The 16,998-nt window shown below is 69.4% G+C and carries 17 protein-coding genes; 14 read left to right on the forward strand and 3 right to left on the reverse strand.

The genetic code is table 11. The annotated features are described in order from the left end of the window. The first annotated feature begins 4 nt into the window (after positions 1 to 4). The 6 genes from BDW27_RS03895 (at position 5) to BDW27_RS03920 (ending at position 5,880) form a co-directional block, all read left to right on the forward strand. Entirely contained in the window at positions 5 to 1,129 is a 1,125-nt protein-coding gene (locus BDW27_RS03895; RefSeq protein WP_110048262.1) for a DegT/DnrJ/EryC1/StrS aminotransferase family protein, read from the forward strand. Between the two features lie 121 nt (positions 1,130 to 1,250). Next, positions 1,251 to 1,964, forward strand: coding sequence for a class I SAM-dependent methyltransferase (locus BDW27_RS03900; protein ID WP_110048263.1), 714 nt, complete (start codon positions 1,251 to 1,253; stop codon positions 1,962 to 1,964). 80 nt (positions 1,965 to 2,044) lie between these two features. Continuing rightward, positions 2,045 to 2,647 (forward strand): dTDP-4-dehydrorhamnose 3,5-epimerase family protein, encoded by a 603-nt coding sequence (locus BDW27_RS03905; RefSeq protein WP_110048264.1) that lies wholly within the window; start codon positions 2,045 to 2,047, stop codon positions 2,645 to 2,647. Positions 2,648 to 2,774: 127 nt separating this feature from the next. Beyond that, positions 2,775 to 3,761, forward strand: coding sequence for an NAD(P)-dependent oxidoreductase (locus tag BDW27_RS03910; RefSeq protein ID WP_110048265.1), 987 nt, complete (start codon positions 2,775 to 2,777; stop codon positions 3,759 to 3,761). Positions 3,762 to 4,048: 287 nt separating this feature from the next. Beyond that, positions 4,049 to 5,668: a BCCT family transporter gene (locus BDW27_RS03915; RefSeq protein ID WP_233515625.1), complete on the forward strand. Its 1,620-nt coding sequence runs from the start codon at positions 4,049 to 4,051 to the stop codon at positions 5,666 to 5,668. Continuing rightward, the gene (locus BDW27_RS03920) at positions 5,665 to 5,880 is read left to right on the forward strand and encodes a hypothetical protein (protein ID WP_110048266.1); all 216 of its coding nucleotides are present in this window, start codon (positions 5,665 to 5,667) and stop codon (positions 5,878 to 5,880) included. Before BDW27_RS03915 ends, BDW27_RS03920 begins: the two co-directional genes overlap by 4 nt. An 83-nt stretch (positions 5,881 to 5,963) precedes the next feature. Here BDW27_RS03920 and BDW27_RS03925 read toward each other — a convergent pair whose 3' ends face one another. Both BDW27_RS03925 and BDW27_RS03930 read right to left on the reverse strand, forming a co-directional pair. Further along, positions 5,964 to 6,980 (reverse strand): SMP-30/gluconolactonase/LRE family protein, encoded by a 1,017-nt coding sequence (locus BDW27_RS03925; protein WP_110048267.1) that lies wholly within the window; start codon positions 6,978 to 6,980, stop codon positions 5,964 to 5,966. Between the two features lie 38 nt (positions 6,981 to 7,018). Then, entirely contained in the window at positions 7,019 to 8,854 is a 1,836-nt protein-coding gene (locus tag BDW27_RS03930) for an NAD(P)/FAD-dependent oxidoreductase (RefSeq protein ID WP_110048268.1), read from the reverse strand. A 204-nt stretch (positions 8,855 to 9,058) separates the two neighbouring features. Between BDW27_RS03930 and BDW27_RS03935 the strand changes: the two genes are divergently transcribed. From BDW27_RS03935 to BDW27_RS03960, 6 genes are all read left to right on the forward strand, one after another. Beyond that, positions 9,059 to 9,580, forward strand: a complete 522-nt coding sequence (locus tag BDW27_RS03935; protein ID WP_110048269.1) for a MarR family winged helix-turn-helix transcriptional regulator — start codon at positions 9,059 to 9,061, stop codon at positions 9,578 to 9,580. 342 nt (positions 9,581 to 9,922) lie between these two features. Next, positions 9,923 to 10,831 carry an ectoine hydroxylase gene (gene thpD / locus BDW27_RS03940; protein WP_110048270.1) on the forward strand — a complete coding sequence of 303 codons (909 nt, stop codon included), beginning with the start codon at positions 9,923 to 9,925 and terminating at the stop codon, positions 10,829 to 10,831. Between the two features lie 97 nt (positions 10,832 to 10,928). Next, positions 10,929 to 11,672 (forward strand): ABC transporter ATP-binding protein, encoded by a 744-nt coding sequence (locus BDW27_RS03945; RefSeq protein ID WP_110048271.1) that lies wholly within the window; start codon positions 10,929 to 10,931, stop codon positions 11,670 to 11,672. After that, positions 11,669 to 12,400, forward strand: coding sequence for an ABC transporter permease (locus BDW27_RS03950; protein WP_110048272.1), 732 nt, complete (start codon positions 11,669 to 11,671; stop codon positions 12,398 to 12,400). Before BDW27_RS03945 ends, BDW27_RS03950 begins: the two co-directional genes overlap by 4 nt. A gap of 115 nt (positions 12,401 to 12,515) precedes the next feature. Beyond that, positions 12,516 to 13,760, forward strand: a complete 1,245-nt coding sequence (locus BDW27_RS03955) for a tetratricopeptide repeat protein (protein WP_110048273.1) — start codon at positions 12,516 to 12,518, stop codon at positions 13,758 to 13,760. A gap of 6 nt (positions 13,761 to 13,766) precedes the next feature. After that, positions 13,767 to 14,042, forward strand: a complete 276-nt coding sequence (locus BDW27_RS03960; protein ID WP_233515626.1) for a hypothetical protein — start codon at positions 13,767 to 13,769, stop codon at positions 14,040 to 14,042. Here the strand turns inward: BDW27_RS03960 and BDW27_RS03965 are convergent. Further along, the gene (locus BDW27_RS03965; RefSeq protein WP_110048274.1) at positions 13,979 to 14,455 is read right to left on the reverse strand and encodes a nitroreductase family deazaflavin-dependent oxidoreductase; all 477 of its coding nucleotides are present in this window, start codon (positions 14,453 to 14,455) and stop codon (positions 13,979 to 13,981) included. The two genes, BDW27_RS03960 and BDW27_RS03965, sit on opposite strands and share 64 nt — an antisense overlap. 415 nt (positions 14,456 to 14,870) lie before the next feature. Here BDW27_RS03965 and BDW27_RS03975 point away from each other — a divergent pair, with 415 nt between their 5' ends. Together BDW27_RS03975 and BDW27_RS03980 are read left to right on the forward strand one after the other, a co-directional pair. After that, positions 14,871 to 15,800, forward strand: a complete 930-nt coding sequence (locus BDW27_RS03975) for an alpha/beta hydrolase (RefSeq protein ID WP_110048275.1) — start codon at positions 14,871 to 14,873, stop codon at positions 15,798 to 15,800. A 204-nt stretch (positions 15,801 to 16,004) separates the two neighbouring features. Beyond that, positions 16,005 to 16,832, forward strand: a complete 828-nt coding sequence (locus tag BDW27_RS03980; RefSeq protein ID WP_110048276.1) for a peptidoglycan recognition family protein — start codon at positions 16,005 to 16,007, stop codon at positions 16,830 to 16,832. The last annotated feature ends 166 nt before the right edge of the window (positions 16,833 to 16,998 follow it).

The raw sequence follows: 16,998 nt of genomic DNA on the forward strand, positions 1-16,998 counted from the left end.
GAAGATGGCCACCCACGTATGGGACTACCTCCCGGAGTACGAGGCGGAGCGTGACGACCTCCTCGACGCGGTCAGCACGGTCTTCTCCAGCGGACGCCTGGTACTCGGAGAGAGCGTCCGGGGGTTCGAGGCGGAGTTCGCGGCCTACCACGGCGTCACACACTGCGTGGGCGTCGACAACGGCACCAACGCGGTGAAACTGGCTCTGGAAGCATGCGGGATCGGGCCCGGGGACGAGGTCATCACCGTCTCCAACACCGCCGCGCCCACCGTGGTAGCGATCCACGGGACCGGAGCCACACCCGTGTTCGTGGACGTCCGCGAACAGGACCACCTCATCAACCCCGCCCTGGTCGAGGCCGCCATCACCCCCCGCACCAAGGCGATCCTGCCCGTGCACCTCTACGGCCAGTGCGCCGACATGGACACCCTGCAGGCCCTGGCCCACACCCACGGCCTGAAAGTGATCGAGGACTGCGCCCAAGCCCACGGAGCACGCAGGAACGGGATCCTGGCCGGAACCCGAAGCCACGCCGCCGCCTACTCCTTCTACCCGACCAAGGTCCTGGGCGCCTACGGCGACGGCGGCGCCGTGCTCACCGGGGATGACACCGTCGCCGCGAACCTGCGCCGTCTGCGCTACTACGGCATGGAACAGACCTACTACGTGCAGTCCCTGCCCGGGCACAACAGCAGACTCGACGAGGTCCAGGCCGAGATCCTGCGCCGCAAGCTCACCCGCCTGGACAGCTACGTGCAGGGGCGCCAGGAGGTGGCCCGACGCTACGAGCAGGGCCTGAGCGACCTCTGCGCTCCGGGCGGGCTCGAACTCCCCTCGGTCACCCCGGGCAACGACCACGTGTACTACGTCTACGTGGTCCGCCACCCCCGCCGCGACCACATCCTGCGTCTGCTGCGCGAACGCCACGACATCGCCCTGAACATCAGCTACCCCTGGCCCGTGCACACCATGAAGGGCTTCGCGCACCTGAACGTGCCCGCGGGTTCCCTTCCCGTCACCGAGCGGCTCGCGGACCGGATCTTCTCCCTGCCGATGTATCCGTCCCTGCCCAGGGACACCCAGGACCGGGTGATCACCGCCCTGCGCGAGGTCCTGGCCCGCCTCTAGGAGCGCGGAGCACCGACCACCCCCAACAGTCGCACCGCAGACCTCGGTCGAGTGGTGTCGGGTCAGGGCGCACCACCGCACCACCCGACAACCCTCCGACCGCGCCAACGAAAGCAGAACCATGTACGGCCAGGACTTCACCGACATCTCCGACCTCATCTACCAAGGACGCGGCAAGGACTACCGGGCAGAAGCCCAACACCTCGAAACCCTGATCCGCGCCCGCCTGCCCCACGCGCGCTCCCTGCTCGACGTCGGCTGCGGCACCGCCGCCCACCTGGCCGCCTTCACCCAATGGTTCGACGACCTCGCCGGACTCGACCTGTCCGAAAGCATGATCGCGACCGCACGCACCAAGAACCTGCCGGTCGCCCTGCACCTGGCAGACATGAGCGACTTCTCCCTGGGCCGCACCTTCGACGTCATCACCTGCATGTTCGGATCCATCGGCCACCCCACCAGCGTCCAAGCACTCACCAACACCCTTCGCTGCTTCGCCCACCACCTCACACCTGGCGGACTGGCCGCCGTCGACCCCTGGTGGTTCCCCGACACCTTCCTGGACGGATTCGTCTCCGGCGACGTCATCCACCACCAAGACCGCACCATCGCCCGCGTCTCCCACTCCGTACGCGAGAACAACACCTCACGCATGCAGGTGCACTACACCATCGCCGACCCCACCACCGGCATCCGCCACTTCAGCGAGACCTACGTCGCCAGTCTGTTCACCCGACAGCAATACGAAACCGCGTTCGAAACCGCTGGGTTCGACCTGGACTACCTCCCCCACCTGCACCGAGGGCGCGGCCTTTTCCTGGCCACACGCCGCTGACCCCCACCCCTGACGAAAGGACCGAGCGGTTGAGCGAAACCACCCAGCCCACAACATCGCCCCTTGAAGAAACCAGGACGATGACCTCACGGCCCCTGGCCATCACCGGAGCCCACGAATTCACCCCCACCGTCTTCCCCGACGAACGCGGGCTCTTCCTCGCCCCCTTCCAGGAACCCGCCTTCACCCAAGCCCTCGGACACCCCCTCTTCCCCGTCGCCCAGTCCAACCACAGCCGTTCCAAACGCGGTGTCGTCCGCGGCATCCACTACACCCGCACACCCCCGGGCACCGCCAAATACGTCTACTGCCCCATCGGACGCGCCATCGACATCGCGGTGGACATCCGCGTGGGCTCACCCACCTTCGGCCAATGGGACAGCGTGCTGCTGGACCAGGAGCACTACCGGGCCGTCTACCTGCCCGTGGGCGTGGGCCACGCCTTCATCGCCCTGGAAGAGGACACCGTGATGTCCTACCTGCTCTCGGACTCCTACATCGCCCACAACGAACTCTCCCTGTCCCCCCTGGACCCCGAACTGGGCCTGCCCCTGCCCCAGAACGGCGAAGCGATCCTCTCCGCCCGCGACCAGGCAGCCCCCACCCTCGCCCAAGCCCACGAACAAGGACTCCTGCCCTCGTACACCGAGTGCCTCAGAGCCCAGGAAACAACGCACCACTGAACCCACTACACCGCCCCGGTCCCACGCCCAGTGCCCGCAAGCTCACGAGATGCAGCACCGCAGACCCCCGGTGCCAGCACGCGCCCCGCCCCTCCGACACCCCACGCCCGCAAACCCAGGAAGCCACGTGCCGCTGAATGAACGCCCCCTGGTCGTGGTGCTCGGAGCCTCCGGATTCATCGGCTCCGCCATCACCCGCCAACTCGCCCGACAACCCCTCCGCCTCAGACTCATCGCCCGAGGACCCACCCCCCTACCCCACAACCCCACCGCCCACATAGAAACCATCCAGGCCGACCTCACCCAGTCCGACACACTCACCCGCTGCGTCACCGACGCCGACGCCATCGTCCACCTCGTCGCCCACCTGGACACCGGCACCAGCTGGCGCGCCACCCACAGCGACAACACCGCCGAACGCGTCAACGTCGGCCTCACCCTGGGCCTCATCCACGCGCTAAGCGCCCACTCACGCCCCGGACCACCACCCCAGGTGCTCTTTGCCGGAACCACCACCCAAGTCGGACCCACCACCCGCACCCACCTGGACGGCACCGAACCCGACCATCCCCACAGCACCTACGACCGCCACAAACTCACCGCCGAGAACGCCCTCAAGGACGCCACCACCCAAGGCATCATCCGCGCCACCACCCTGCGCCTGCCCACCGTCTACGGCCCCGCCCCAGACCCCACCACCGGCGACCGCGGCGTCATCTCCACCATGATCCGCCGCGCCCTGAACGGCCAACCCCTGACCATGTGGCACGACGGCACCGTCCTACGCGACCTCGTCTACGTCGACGACATCGCCCACGCCTTCACCACCGCCCTCAACCACCCCGACCCCCTCGCCGGACACCACTGGCTCATCGGCACCGGCCACGGCACCCCCCTACGCGAAGCCTTCACCCACATCGCCCACATCACCGCCCACACCACAGGCCAACCACCCGTCCCCGTCACCTCCGTCCCACCCCCCACCGAATCCGAGACCACCGACTTCCACAGCATGGTCATCGACCCCACACCCTTCCGAAGAATCACCGGCTGGCGCCCCCGCACCACCCTCACCGAAGGACTCCGCAGAACCATCACCGCACTCACGGGATAGGCGTGGAGGAAATCCCCGGGCCACTTCGCACAGCCCACGTGTCCACGTCTCAGAGGCCCGGGACTCCGACACGTGGCCGGTCGCCTCCAGCCGTGCAGAGGTGGCGATTTTCGCAACGAAGACGAGGGTTGTCACTTCGTTACAGTGCACTCCGAGACTGCCTACGGCGAGATGAAAAGCCTTGCCAGACAAGGACTTTCGCTGACCCGTGACAAGAAGACCACCGTCGTGATGCGATTCTGACTGGTTGATTAGTCAAGCGCAACACAGTAGTAACTGGATGGCCCGTGCCCTCGAACCCGGAGGTGACCCGAGTCATCCGCTGGAACATCGACAACAAAGTCTTCTGGCCCGCGCTGATCATGGTGGTCGGCTTCAGCGCACCGTTCGTGATCGCGCCGAGAACGGGAGAACGCCTGCTCGGCGACGTCCTGGCCTGGCTCCAGTCCGACCTGGGCTGGGTGTACATGTGGTTCGTCGCCGGACTCGCGGTGCTGCTCGTCTGGCTCGTCTTCAGCCGATACGGCCGCATCAGGATGGGCGGTCCCGACGACCGGCCCGAGTTCTCCACCCCCACCTGGCTCGCGATGATCTTCACCGCCGCGATCGGCGGCGGCCTCATGTACTGGGGCATCATCGAGTGGGCCCACTACCACGCGGCTCCCCCGTTCCAACTGGAACCGCACGGCACCGAGGCCGCCGAGTGGTCGGCCACCTACCCCCTGTTCCACTGGGGCCCCACCGCCTGGGCGGTCTTCTGCGTTCCGACCCTCGCCCTCGCCTACGCGTACCACGTGCGCAGGATCCGCCACCTGCGCCTCAGCGAGGCCTGCCGGGGAGTACTCGGCGACCGGGTCGACCGCTGGCCCGGAAGGCTCATCGACGTCCTCTTCATCCTCGGGATGATCGGAGCGGCGGGGACCTCCCTGGCCCTGGCCGTGCCCACCATCGCGGAGGGCGCCTCCCGCATGCTGGGGGTCGAGCCGGGCGCCGCCCTCAACACCGTCGTCATCGGCCTGTGGACCCTGCTGTTCGCGGGCAGTGTCGCTCTGGGCCTGCACCGCGGCCTGAAGCGGCTCGCGAACCTCAACCTCTACCTGGCCGCCGCCCTGGGTCTCCTGGTCCTGGCGGTGGGACCGACGGTCTTCGTGATCGACACCTTCACCAACAGCCTCGGCCTGCTCGCCCAGAACATCGTCCGGATGAGCACCTACACCGATCCCGTCGGCGGGTCCGGCTTCCAGGAGGTCTGGACCGTCTTCTACTGGGGCTGGTGGATCTCCTACGGACCGTTCGTCGGCATGTTCTGCGCCAAGATCTCCAAAGGCCGCACCGTCAGGCAGATCATCGTCGGCATGTGCGGCTTCGGAAGCCTGGGCTGCTGGCTGTCGTTCGCGCTGCTCGGCAACTCCAGCATGGCCTTCGACCTGAGGGAGCAGGCGCCCATCGTCGACACGCTGGAGGCCGAGGGCGCCGTCCCGGCCATCTTCGCCACGCTGGAGGCCTTCCCGCTCAGCTGGATCATCACCCCGCTGTTCCTGGTGCTGCTGCTGATCTTCCTGGCCACGACGCTGGACTCCGCCTCCTACATCATGGGCGCGGCGACCTCCCGTGACCTTCCCAACGAGGTGGAGCCCTCACGGTTCAACCGCGTGCTCTGGGCGCTCGTCCTCGCGGCCGTGTCGGTCTCGGTGATGTCCGCCGGGGGCACCGACGCGTTGCAGACCCTGTCGGTCGTGACCGCGTTCCCCCTGATCATCGTCCTGAGCCTGGTCGCGGCGTCCCTTGTGCGCTGGCTGCGCGAGCACGACCGCCACCATGGTGTCCGGGAGGGGGACCTCAGGCCTGCTGGCGAACTCGCGGAGGACGGTTCCACAGCCCCAACGGCCGGGCGATCGCCAGCATGACCGCGCACGGCACCAGGGAGCCCGCCCCGAGCCAGAGGTTGCCGAACCGCACGGCGATCAGGGGGAACGAGGCCGTGACCAGTCCGCCGCCGATGAAGGGGGAGCGCAGAGCGAAGGCCTGGTCCAGCGCGACCCCGGCGACGGCGTGGAGAGGCGGCCGGGCCGGGTTGCGGCGACTGCGCGACGGGCTCTCCCCCGCCGGGACCACGTGAGGGGGCGGGCGTGACGCTGGAGGACGGCCCGACGTGGGCCGCCCTCCGGCAGGGATCCGGGGCTCACGGCCCCGTGAACGAGGTCATCCTCCGTTGGACTGGCGGATCCCCTCGCCGAGCGCCTCGAAGGTGTAGACGAATCCGCCGTCCTCGCCGCTGACCGTCATGTAGGCGTCGGTCGTTCCCGGGGCGATGGCCAGGTTCGTGGCCGTGTCCAGTCCCCCGGCGTCCTCGGCGGGGACGCTCACCGTCGCCAGGTGTTCGCCCGTGAAGCTGTAGACGAAGATGCTCGGCTGCCCGTGGACGGCCTGGTAGACGTTGCCCTCCGCGTCGACCGCGTTGGAGTCGATCTGGCTCGTCCCACCGTCGAAGTGGATGCCCGGGTGGGCCGTGGCCACCTCGGTCCGGTCCTCGTTGAGCCCGAGGTAGTCGATGCGGTTCGCGGCGTACTGGCTGACCCACAGGCCGGTGAAGTCCTCGCTGAAGGAGATACCGTTCGGAGCCGGGAGTTCGTCGGCCAGCACGGTGGCCTCGGCCGTGTCCCGGTCGATCCTGACCACTCTGCCCTGGGGGTCCCAGACGGGATCCGAGTGACCCGTGGTGTCACTGACGAACAGGTTCCCGTCCTCGTCGAACGCGAGGTCGTCGGGGAGCATCGGCTTCCCGTCGACGTCACCGGAGAAGAACGTGACGGGGTCCTCGCCCTCAGGGGTGAAGCTGTCGATCTTCCCCCCGATGAGATCGGTCAGGTACAGCCGGTCGTCGTGGGGGCTGAACTGCGCGGAGGTGTACGCGCTGGCCTCGTCGGTGAGGACCGGCGACACCTCCAGCGACTCCGTGTCCACCCTCAGGACCTTGGGTTCTCCCGCCGGAGCGGTGACGTCGACGACGAGGAGGCCGCCGTCCGGAGCGAAGGTCGGCCCCTCCAGCAGGGTCATCCCGGTCTCCTCGTGGACCGAGCTCACCTGGACCAGCTGGGAGGCGGTGCGCTCCTTCTCCGCGGCCTCCTCCTGGCCACAGGCGGTGGTGGCGACGATCAGAAGGACTGCCGTCAGCAGCCCCGTGGTGGCCACCGGGTGGCCGCGTCGGTTCGATTCCATGTCTTCCGTCCCGATCGTGGGTTCCGTGGCGGAGGGGGTCAGCGTTCGTCCGTGGTCGCATGGTCCTGGACCATGACCTCGTGGATGCGGTCCCGCCGCCAGTCCTCGAGCAGCCGGTGGAAGGCCACCGGTCCGGGACCGTAGGACTGCCCGCCCGCATGGCCGGCGCCCTCGCGGTTGTAGTAGCCGGGAGTGCACTCGCGCTGGAAGTCGACGGTGTCGAGTACGTTCTCGCCGATGGTGCGGGCCCACTCGTCCACCGCGTCCGACGCCGGTTCGATGACACGAGCACCGGTCCTGCGCCCCTCCGCGATGACGGCGGCGATGTGTTCGGCCTGTTCCAGCAGGATGTGCGTGAAGTTCACCGATGTGGCGTTCTGCAAGGGGCCCAGGTGGAAGAGGTTGGGGAAGCCGTCGCTGTAGAAGCCGTGCAGCGTCCTCGGTCCACGGCTCCAGGAGTGGAGGAGTTCCCGCCCGCCACGGCCCCGCACCGGGAGGGTCCCCGACACCACTCCGGAGACGCCGACGTCGAAACCGGTCGCGAAGACGACGCAGTCGACCGGGTACTCGACGTCGCCCACGACGATCGCGTCCTCGGTCATGCGGGTGATCCCGCCGTGGTCCGCGGTGTCGACGAGCGTGACGTTGGGCCGGTTGAAGGTCTGGAGGTAGTGGTCGCTGAAGCAGGGCCGCTTGCACATGTAGCGGTACCAGGGTTTGAGCAGCTCAGCCGTGTCCGGGTCGTCCACGACCTCGTCCACACGCGCGCGGATCTGGTTCATCTTCCGGGCGTCGGCCAGCTCATCGACACGCTCGCGCTCCTCCGGCGACACGCTGGTGTCCAGCGCCCCGGTGGTCAGCTTCCGTTGCAGGCGCGCCGTCGACGTCCAGCCGTCCCGGGTCAGGTCCGTCTCGACCGGCTCGCCGGAGACGAGGGCGAGGAAGTTCTCCATGCGCTCCCGCTGCCAGCCCGGCTCCAGGGAGGCGGCCCACTCGGGGGCGGTGGGGCGGTTGTCGCGAACGTCCACCGAGGACGGCGTCCTCTGGAACACGTACAGGTGTTCCGCGTCGCGTCCCACGTGCGGGATGACCTGCACTCCGGTGGCACCGGTGCCGACGACCGCCACGCGCTTGTCGGCGAGTCCGGTGAGGCCGCCGCTCTGGTCACCGCCGGTGTAGCCGTAGTCCCAGCGGCTCGTGTGGAAGGTGTGGCCGCGGAAGCTCTCGACACCCGGGATGCCGGGGAGCTTCGGCTGGGTGAGCGTACCGGACGACGTGATGACGAACCTGGCCCGCATCATGTCGCCCCGGTCCGTCTCGACCACCCACTCGTCGGCCTGGTCGTCCCAGGTCAGACCGGTGACCCTGGTCTGGAACACCGCATCGCGGTAGAGGGCGAAGGTCTCGGCGATCGCCACGGCGTGTTGCCGGATCTCCTCCCCCGGGGCGTAGCGCCACCGGGGCACGTGGCCGACCTCCTCCAGCAGGGGCATGTAGGAGTAGGACTCGATGTCGCAGTGGATGCCCGGATAGCGGTTCCAGTACCAGGTACCGCCGAAGTCACCGGCCTCGTCCATCATCCGGATCGACTCGACCCCCGCCTGTCGCAGGCGCGCTCCGGCCACGAGGCCGCCGAAGCCGCCGCCGACCACGAGCACCTCCACGGCGTCAGTGAGCGGTTCGCGCTCCGTGCGGGGGGTGTAGGGGTCCTTCGCGTAGTAGCCGAACTCGCCGGACGCGGACCGGTACTGGGACGCGCCGTCGGGCCGGACGCGGCGATCCCGTTCCTTCGCGTAGCGGGCCCGCAGGCCCTGGATGTCGAGCTCCGCCGCGTCAGCCTCGATCGCCGTTCGCGTGTCTGGTGCAGTGCCCATGGGGCTTCCCAACTTCGTCGCCGATGGTGATGGGGGCGCGAGCGCCGAACCGGCGGGGGCGACCGGCAGGCGGAACGGGCCCGTGCCGGTCGGGGCACGCGTGGTTCCGCACGGGAGGCGGCGCGCCTCCATGAAAAAAGGTTAGCATCAAGCTAAGTATTTTCGTCAGCCACGTCCCCGTCGGGGCGGAGCTATCCTGATCGCATGGGAGCAGACGCCACGGAGCAGGGAGAACGCGCACGCGTCGTGCACGAGATCAGGACCCTGACCGCGGCCATGGAGCAGGCCGCACTCCCCGCGCAGGTCCAGCACCTGCTCTCGATGGACCTGACGATCCAACAGCTCAAGGTCCTTATGGTCCTGGTCACCACGCGGGAGGGAGCGACGGGTCGGGGACTGGCCGCGTCCTTCGGGGTGTCGATGGCCACCATGTCGGGACTGATCGACCGGCTCGCGTCCCAGGGCATGGCCACGCGCTCGGAGGACCCCGACGACCACCGCGTGCGCCGAGTCCACGCCACCTCCCAGGGCGCGGCACTCGCCCGGCGCCTGGTGATGGAACGCCCGGAGTTCAACGACAGCGTGCTCATGGGCCTGAGCATCGAGGACCTCAACGCCCTCCAACAGGGAATCCGCGCCGTGAGCGACCGCTACGCCAGCCTCGTCGGCGGGTTCGGCGCGGCCTCGGACTCCGCTCCGGCCAACGGGGCCGACGCCACCACCTGACACTCCCCCGCACGGCCTGCGAGTCCGCACCAGGGAACCTCCCCGCGCAGACTTTGGACCGCGTTTCCTCCCATGAGGCAGCGGGAGCCGTGGAGCAGACCGGTGAAAGGGCCGACATGTTCCTCCGTTCCGCTCCATGTTCCGGCCGTACAACCCCCGTTGGAACTCCGTTACCCCCGCACTGGCCGCCGGGGCTCCCACCGCGATCCCGCGATGATTATCCGATTCGCGGGAGGGCAGTCCGTAGGGCAGGGGGCGGATCGTCGCCCTTGGTCGCGAGACGCACCAGTACGCCTTCGACCACCGAAAGGAAGAAGAGGACACTGAAAGGAGGGGTCTGCCGTGACACTCGTAGACGCCCAGATCCAGGACCAATACCCCACCCGTGTCGACCCTGCCCAGGGCCGGGGGTGGATCGAACGCGCCGAACCGACCGTGCACCCCGGGGTGACGGAGGGGCCGGCCTCCGCGAAGGAGCTCACCGACCACGCCCGCGACGGGTTCCACATCCAGCGGGACCTGCTGTCCGGGCCGGAAGTGAGCTCCACGCTCGACGAGCTCCGTGCAATGGTCGAGGACCCTGGTATCCGCGCCGACGAGCGCACCATCACCGAACCCGCGTCCGACGAGGTGCGGTCCGTCTTCGACGCGCACCTGCTCAGTGAGCGGATCGCCCGGCTCATCCGGGAACCCCGCATCCTGGACCGGGCACGCCAGATCCTCGGCTCGGACGTCTACGTCCACCAGAGCCGCGTGAACTTCATGCCGGGTTTCCGCGGCAACGGGTTCTACTGGCACTCGGACTTCGAGACCTGGCACGCGGAGGACGGGATGCCCCGGATGGGGGCGGTCAGCCTGTCCATCGGACTGACCGACAACTACCCCTTCAACGGCGGGCTCATGCTCATGCCGGGGGCGCACCGGACGTTCGTTCCCTGCCTGGGGCGCACCCCGGACGACAACTACCGGTCCTCTCTGAAGGCCCAGAAGATCGGTGTCCCGCAGGAGGAGGACATCGCCGCACTGGCCCATCAGCACGGGATCGAGCAGTTCACCGGCCCGAGCGGGTCGGCCCTGTGGTTCGACTGCAACAGCATGCACGGCTCCGGGAACAACATCACGCCGTACCCGCGCTCGAACATCTTCGTCGTGTTCAACAGCGTGGACAACGCTCTGGTCGAGCCTTTCTCCGCCCGGGAACGCCGGCCCGGCTTCGTGGCCGCGCGCGATTTCACGCCGCTGCGTTCCTGACTCCCGCGGTCGCCTCCGGGCCTCGCCCGCACCAGGCGACACGCACCGCGAGTGGCGCGTTGACCCGGACCGGGTCCGCCACCGATGATGCTGCGCTATGAACCTCGGTGCCAGCGACGCCACGGACCCACCCGCTGCCGTCGTCGTCCGTGACCTGTGTGTCCGGCGCGGCGGCAGCTCGGTGTTCGACGGACTCGACCTGGAGGTGGCCCGAGGCGGCGTCACCGGTCTGATGGGCCCCTCCGGGTGCGGCAAGACCACCCTGATGCGCGCGATCGTCGGGACCCAGCGTGTCCGGGCGGGCAGCGTCACGGTACTCGGCCAGGAGGCCGGGAGCGCGGGACTGCGGCACCGCGTCGCCTACGACACCCAGGCCGCGTCGGTGTACTCCGACCTCTCCGTCGAACAGAACCTGCGCTACTTCGCCCGACTGGTCGGCGCCCCCCGCAGTGATGTGGGGCGCGTCCTCGACCAGGTGAACCTGCGCGGCCAGGCCGGTCGGAGGGTCGACACGCTCAGCGGCGGACAGGCCAGCCGGGTGTCGCTCGCGGTCGCGATCCTCGGCCGCCCCGAACTCGTCGTCCTCGACGAACCCACCGTCGGCCTCGACCCGCTGCTGCGCGAGGAGCTGTGGGCGGTGTTCCGCTCGCTCGTCGCCGAGGGGACGACGCTCATCGTCTCCAGTCACGTGATGGACGAGGCCCTGCGCTGTGACCGGTTGCTGCTGATGCGCGACGGTCGCGTCATGGCCGACACCACACCCGCTCGGCTGCTGTCCGAGACCGGAGCGAGCGACCCCGACCGCGCCTTCCTGGCCCTGATCGAGAAAGGGGCCGGATGAACCCCGCGCGCACCTTCGCCACGAGCGGTCGCGTACTGCGCCAACTCGGCCACGACCCCCGGTCGATCGTGCTCCTGCTCGTCGCCCCGAGCCTGCTCGTCGGCCTCTTCTCGTGGCTGTTCACCGACACGTCGGTGTTCGACGACATCGGCCCGGCGATCCTCGCCCTCTTCCCGTTCGTGGTGATGTTCCTGATCACGAGCGTCACCACGCTGCGGGAGCGCCGCTCCGGCACCCTCGAACGCCTCCTGTCGACCCCGATCGGCAAGTTCGACCTGATCTTCGGCTACGCGTTCGCGTTCGGACTCACCGCCGTCGTCCAGGCCTTCGTGACGGTGCTGTTCGCCGTGTACGTGTGCGGGCTCGGCGTCGAGGGGCCGCTCTGGTCGTTGGGCCTGGTCGCGGTCGTCGACGCCCTTCTGGGGACCGCGCTCGGACTCCTGGCCAGCGCGTTCGCGCACACCGAGTTCCAGGCGGTGCAGTTCATGCCCGTGCTGGTGTTCCCGCAGATCATCCTGGGAGGGCTCTTCATGCCACGCGAACAGATGCCCGACGTGCTCCACGCGATCTCGGACTGGCTGCCCCTCAGCCACGCGATCGACGCGGTCAACGCGGTGGCGGCCGGGGACGGTGCCTGGGACGTGTACCGGCCACTGCTGATCGTGACCGCCTTCGCTGGGGGCGCGGTGCTCCTGGCCTCCCTCACCCTCCGCCGCCGCACGCCCTGACACGGTCACCGGGCTCAATCCGAACGCGAGGCACGCCCCCGGGACACCCACCTTCGAAGAAGCCCTCGAGTGGGCCGCCGATGCGGAGGGAGGCGCCTCCGGCTGCCTGACCCGGGTGGGAGAGAGGTCGTACGAGCCCTTCCACCACCTGGTCTCCCACGCGCTCCAGGACCCCGAGTCGGCCGAGGTACCCGCGGTGGTGTGGAACCTGATCCCGCACCGAATCCCCGTGGAGTACCTGCCGGTCTTCGGCTTCGCCGCCTTCGAGACCGAACGGTTCACCGTCGCCGAGCACGCCTGGACGCGTTTCCTCGACCGTTTCCCCGAGCACCCCGAGGCCAACCTGGGTATGGCGCTCCTGACTCTGCGGGCCGGTGACCGGTCGGGCGCCATGCCCTTCCTCCGGCGCGCGGTCGTGGACGGGGACCCCCGGGCGATGGCGCGGCTGGGAGAGGTGCTGACGGAGATCGCGATCAGTGAGGACACCTCCGTCGTGGAGGAGGCGGCTGACTGGCTGCACCGGGCACACCAGGAGGGCGCGCGGGTCGACGCCCGCCTCACGGGGGTGCTGGCCTACCGGCAGGCCGACGAACACCAGGCCCTGTTCTGGTTCGCGGTGGCGGCTGAACGGGGCGACGACGACGCAATGCTCCTGCACGCCTGCCTCGAGACGTGGGGGATCGACGACCTCCAGCTCCGTCTGTTGGTCGACGCGCTCCTTCGGGAGGAACAGGACGCCGAGGAACTGGCCGAACTCATCGGCCTACTGAGCCACTACCCTTCCGACTGTTCCGGGGGGCGTCCCAGCTTCCGGGAGTCCCTGTGGGGAATGAGGGCTTCCACCGCCTGGAACGTGCACGCGATGTACCTGGTCGCCCGGTCCCTGGAGGCACAGAGCAGATTCGGCTCCGCTCTGACCCTGCACAAGGCGGCCGTGGGGAGGGGATCGCTCGCTTCGGCGAGTCGCGTGCCCGCCGTCTACAAGGCTCTGCACCAGCTCCAGCGGGCCCGGGCGTGGAAGGAGGCGCTCACCCGCGTCACCTCCACCGGAGCGGCCATCAGCGGTCTGGGCGTCGTCGCCAGACAGCTCGTCCTCGAGTACATGGGTGATCGAGAGGACCGGGGCGGCAGGAACTCGGCGACCGCAGTGGACGCCGGGGGGAGCGACGGCGGCACCCCCGCGCCCCGGAGGTACTCGTCCGCTTTCGAGGACTCCTCCCACTCCGGTGGTTCCTCGTCGGGCGACTCGTCGTACTCCAGCGGTTCCTCCTCCCACGAGTCCTCCTACGGCGGCTCCTCTTCCTACGGCTCCTCGTCGTCCAGCAGCGGCCGCTCGTCCTACGGCGCCGACGACGACTGAGTGCCGGTGTCCGGTCCCTTCGGCGGCTGGATCGCCACCTACGGGGACGACGAGTTCGCCCGGTGCACCGAGCGGGCCAGGGCGATCGCGGACCGGCTCGCCGAGGGCTCCGGGGAGTCGACGGTCGCGCGGGTACGCGAGGCGTTCCGGCGGGCCACGACCTTCGAGTGGATGTTCTGGGACGGGCCTGGCGTCAGGAGGCCTGGCGGCACTGGCCGTCAGGGTTCCGGGAGCGCGGTGAGCCGGAAGACGGGGATGACCCGGTCGGTCCGCCGCTGGTAGAGGGCGAAGTTGGGCCAGACCTCGCTCATGCGTGCCCAGGCGCGGTCCCTGTCGGCTCCGGTGAGCTCCTCGGCCCGTACGGTCACCAGTCGGCCCGACCGCTCGATCTCCGCCGTGCGCGCGGCCCTCAGATTGTGCACCCACGCCGGAGTGGCGGGAGCCCCGAAGGACGAACCGGCCACCAGGCGGTCCAGGCCGTCGGGGACGCACAGCAGGGGCGTGGTGCGCGGCCGTCCGCTCTTGCGGCCCTTGACGGTGAGCACGGTGTTGGGCAACCCGGCCAGGTCGAGCAGTCCGAGGCGCCCTCGGCTGAGGCGGTGCAGCCTCCGGTCGAGCCAGGTGATCTGGGGGAGGAGTCGGGGCAACCACGGGAGGGCCCCGATACGTACGGCGAGCGGTGTGAACAGGCCCATGTCCGCATCGTAGGTGCCTGCCGCCGGATTCGGGAGACCCCGTGCGGACCACGGGCCGAGCGGTCCGGTCGACCCCGTGGTGGTGGGATCGCGCGGGCTGGGCGCGGCGCGGTCGGTGCTGGAGGCATCGGTGAGCGTCCGTCCGGCGTCCCGCGCGAAGTGTCCCGGTGGCGGTCCTGCTCAGGCACCCCCGCCCCCACTGAGGGGCCAACGTCCACCCCGACCGGTGGTAACACGCTCCCAACTGGTGTGATGTCCGTCGGGCACGGGAACTCCGCCGTGCCCGGCGGAGTTCCTCCTACGAAGGAACACGCCGATACCCGGACCAAGGGCCTCGGCACCAACGCCCGGTTCTCCCGGCCGTTCGGGCCCCGCCGCCGTTCCCTCACCTCTCCCCCATCACCCGAGGAACCCGATGCCCCAGCTGCACCCCGACCTGTCCGCTGCCCGATTCCTGCCGACGCCGACCTTCGGCCCGCGCACGGCACAGCTGGCACGGCGGCTCACCGAACGCATGCGGCCGGTCCGGGCACCCTCCGACCTCCTCATCGAGGAGCTCACCGCACCGGGGCCCGAGGGCGCGCCGCCGCTCGACCTCCGGGTCTACCGGCCACGGTCACTGGAGGGCCCCTCACCCGCGTTGCTGTGGAGCCACGGCGGCGGCTACCTGTTCGGCAGCCCGATCCAGGACGAGAAGGGCAGCATCGAGTTCGCCCGCGAGCTGGGCGCCACCGTGGTCGCGCTCCGCTACCGCAAGGCGCCCCAGCACACCGCCCCCGCACCGGTCGAGGACGCTCTCGCGGCGCTGTCCTGGATGGTCGAGCAGGCCGGGCCGCTGGGGATCGACCCCGACCGCGTCGCGATCGGCGGGGCCAGCGCGGGCGGCGGAGTCACGGCCGCACTGGCCCAGATGAGCCTGGACCGGGGCGGTCCCCGCCCCCTGTTCCAGCTGCTCGTCTACCCGATGCTCGACGACCGCACCGTGCTGCGCGCCGACCTGGAGGGACTCGACGTGCGCATGTGGTCGGTGGCCAGCAACCGGTTCGCCTGGGGGGCGTATCTCGGTACCGACCCCGGGGACACGGGGATCTCCCCCTACGCGGCTCCGGCCCGTCGCGACGACCTGTCCGGGCTGCCCCCGGCCTGGATCGGGGTGGGCACGCTGGACCTGTTCCACGACGAGGACCTCGCCTACGCCGGACGACTCCGCGAGGCGGGTGTTCCCTGCGCGACGACCGTGGTCCCGGGGGCCTTCCACGGGTTCGACACGTACCTTCCGCACGCGGAGGTGGTCCGGGAGTTCCGCCGCGAACAGGTCGCGGTGCTGCGCGCGGCCTTCGGGTGAGCACCTCCGAAACCGCCGTTCCGGCGAACATCCGCTTCCAAAGGGACTCGATACATCATTGAATGATGGCACCACAGGGGGCTTTTCGTGAATTCTGCTGGCCGGTCCCGGTCAACAGAATTCCTCGTTTCACCCTTTGCGCGCGACCGGCTTTCGTGTTTTTCATTAACTGGCAAGTAACCACGCCGAACACGAAGGACGGCCATGACGCCTATCCCCCACTCCGGAATGGACAGACGCGCACTCCTGAGGACGGCGGCCCTCACCTCGGGAGCCGCGGTCCTCGGCGGGTCCCTCGGCGCCCTGGGCGCCGGTGGCGCCTCCGCCGAGACCGTCGACCCCGCCGCCCAGGCAGCGCCCGAACTGTACTGGCGCGGCGCCTGGAACGCGCGTCCGCCGAGCAGCCCCATCCAGGTCCTGGCCACTCCGCCGCAGTACATCGTGGTCCACCACACCGCGACGGCCAACAGCACGAACTACACGCTCGACCACGCCCTGAACCTGTCCAAGTCGATCCAGAACTACCACATGGACAGCAACGGCTGGATCGACACCGGTCAGCAGCTCACCATCAGCCGTGGCGGCTTCCTCATGGAGGGACGCGACCGCACCCCCGAGTCGATCGCGGCCCGCCAGCACGTGGTGGGCACGCACGTGGCGAACAACAACAGCACGTGCATCGGCATCGAGAACGAGGGCACCTACATGACCCAGGGCCCGACCCAGGCCCTGACGAACACGCTGGTCGACACCCTGGCCTGGCTGTGCGGGGCGTACGGCCTCAACCCGGGCAGCGCGATCCGCGGACACCGGGACTTCAACGCCACCGCCTGCCCCGGAGACGTGCTGTACTCCATGCTCCCCGAGCTGCGCAACAGGGTCGCCTCGACCATGCGGGCCCAGGGCATCCCCATCGCCGCCGCCCCCGCGACAACCGAGAACGGGCCGACCTTCCCGCCGGTCCCCGACGACGAGCCCGACCACGAGTTCTACCACGGCCCGCTCCGGGGCCCGGACGACTTCTCGCGCTGACGTCCACGGAGAGGACATCACCCCGTTCGTTGTCGCTCTCACCCCTCCCACGGCGCCCGCACGCCCCGGCCACGGCCGCGGCGTGCGGGCGCCGCCTCGTCCGCGCGCCCACCGAGCATGTCGTCGAACGCGGAGAGTGATCTGATCAATACAATCTGCCGTGACC

The sequence above is a fragment of the Nocardiopsis sp. L17-MgMaSL7 genome (assembly GCF_003182025.1).
In the GTDB taxonomy this organism is placed as follows: domain Bacteria; phylum Actinomycetota; class Actinomycetes; order Streptosporangiales; family Streptosporangiaceae; genus Nocardiopsis; species Nocardiopsis prasina.

Bases quoted from the DNA above. Each gene is read 5' to 3' on its own strand.
- BDW27_RS03895 (WP_110048262.1), top strand. From the start codon at position 5: ATGGCCACCCACGTATGGGACTACCTCCCGGAGTACGAGGCGGAGCGT.
- BDW27_RS03900 (WP_110048263.1), top strand. From the start codon at position 1,251: ATGTACGGCCAGGACTTCACCGACATCTCCGACCTCATCTACCAAGGA.
- BDW27_RS03905 (WP_110048264.1), top strand. From the start codon at position 2,045: ATGACCTCACGGCCCCTGGCCATCACCGGAGCCCACGAATTCACCCCC.
- BDW27_RS03920 (WP_110048266.1), top strand. From the start codon at position 5,665: ATGACCGCGCACGGCACCAGGGAGCCCGCCCCGAGCCAGAGGTTGCCG.
- BDW27_RS03925 (WP_110048267.1), bottom strand. From the start codon at position 6,980: ATGGAATCGAACCGACGCGGCCACCCGGTGGCCACCACGGGGCTGCTG.
- BDW27_RS03930 (WP_110048268.1), bottom strand. From the start codon at position 8,854: ATGGGCACTGCACCAGACACGCGAACGGCGATCGAGGCTGACGCGGCG.
- BDW27_RS03935 (WP_110048269.1), top strand. From the start codon at position 9,059: ATGGGAGCAGACGCCACGGAGCAGGGAGAACGCGCACGCGTCGTGCAC.
- BDW27_RS03945 (WP_110048271.1), top strand. From the start codon at position 10,929: ATGAACCTCGGTGCCAGCGACGCCACGGACCCACCCGCTGCCGTCGTC.
- BDW27_RS03950 (WP_110048272.1), top strand. From the start codon at position 11,669: ATGAACCCCGCGCGCACCTTCGCCACGAGCGGTCGCGTACTGCGCCAA.
- BDW27_RS03965 (WP_110048274.1), bottom strand. From the start codon at position 14,455: ATGGGCCTGTTCACACCGCTCGCCGTACGTATCGGGGCCCTCCCGTGG.
- BDW27_RS03975 (WP_110048275.1), top strand. From the start codon at position 14,871: ATGCCCCAGCTGCACCCCGACCTGTCCGCTGCCCGATTCCTGCCGACG.
- BDW27_RS03980 (WP_110048276.1), top strand. From the start codon at position 16,005: ATGACGCCTATCCCCCACTCCGGAATGGACAGACGCGCACTCCTGAGG.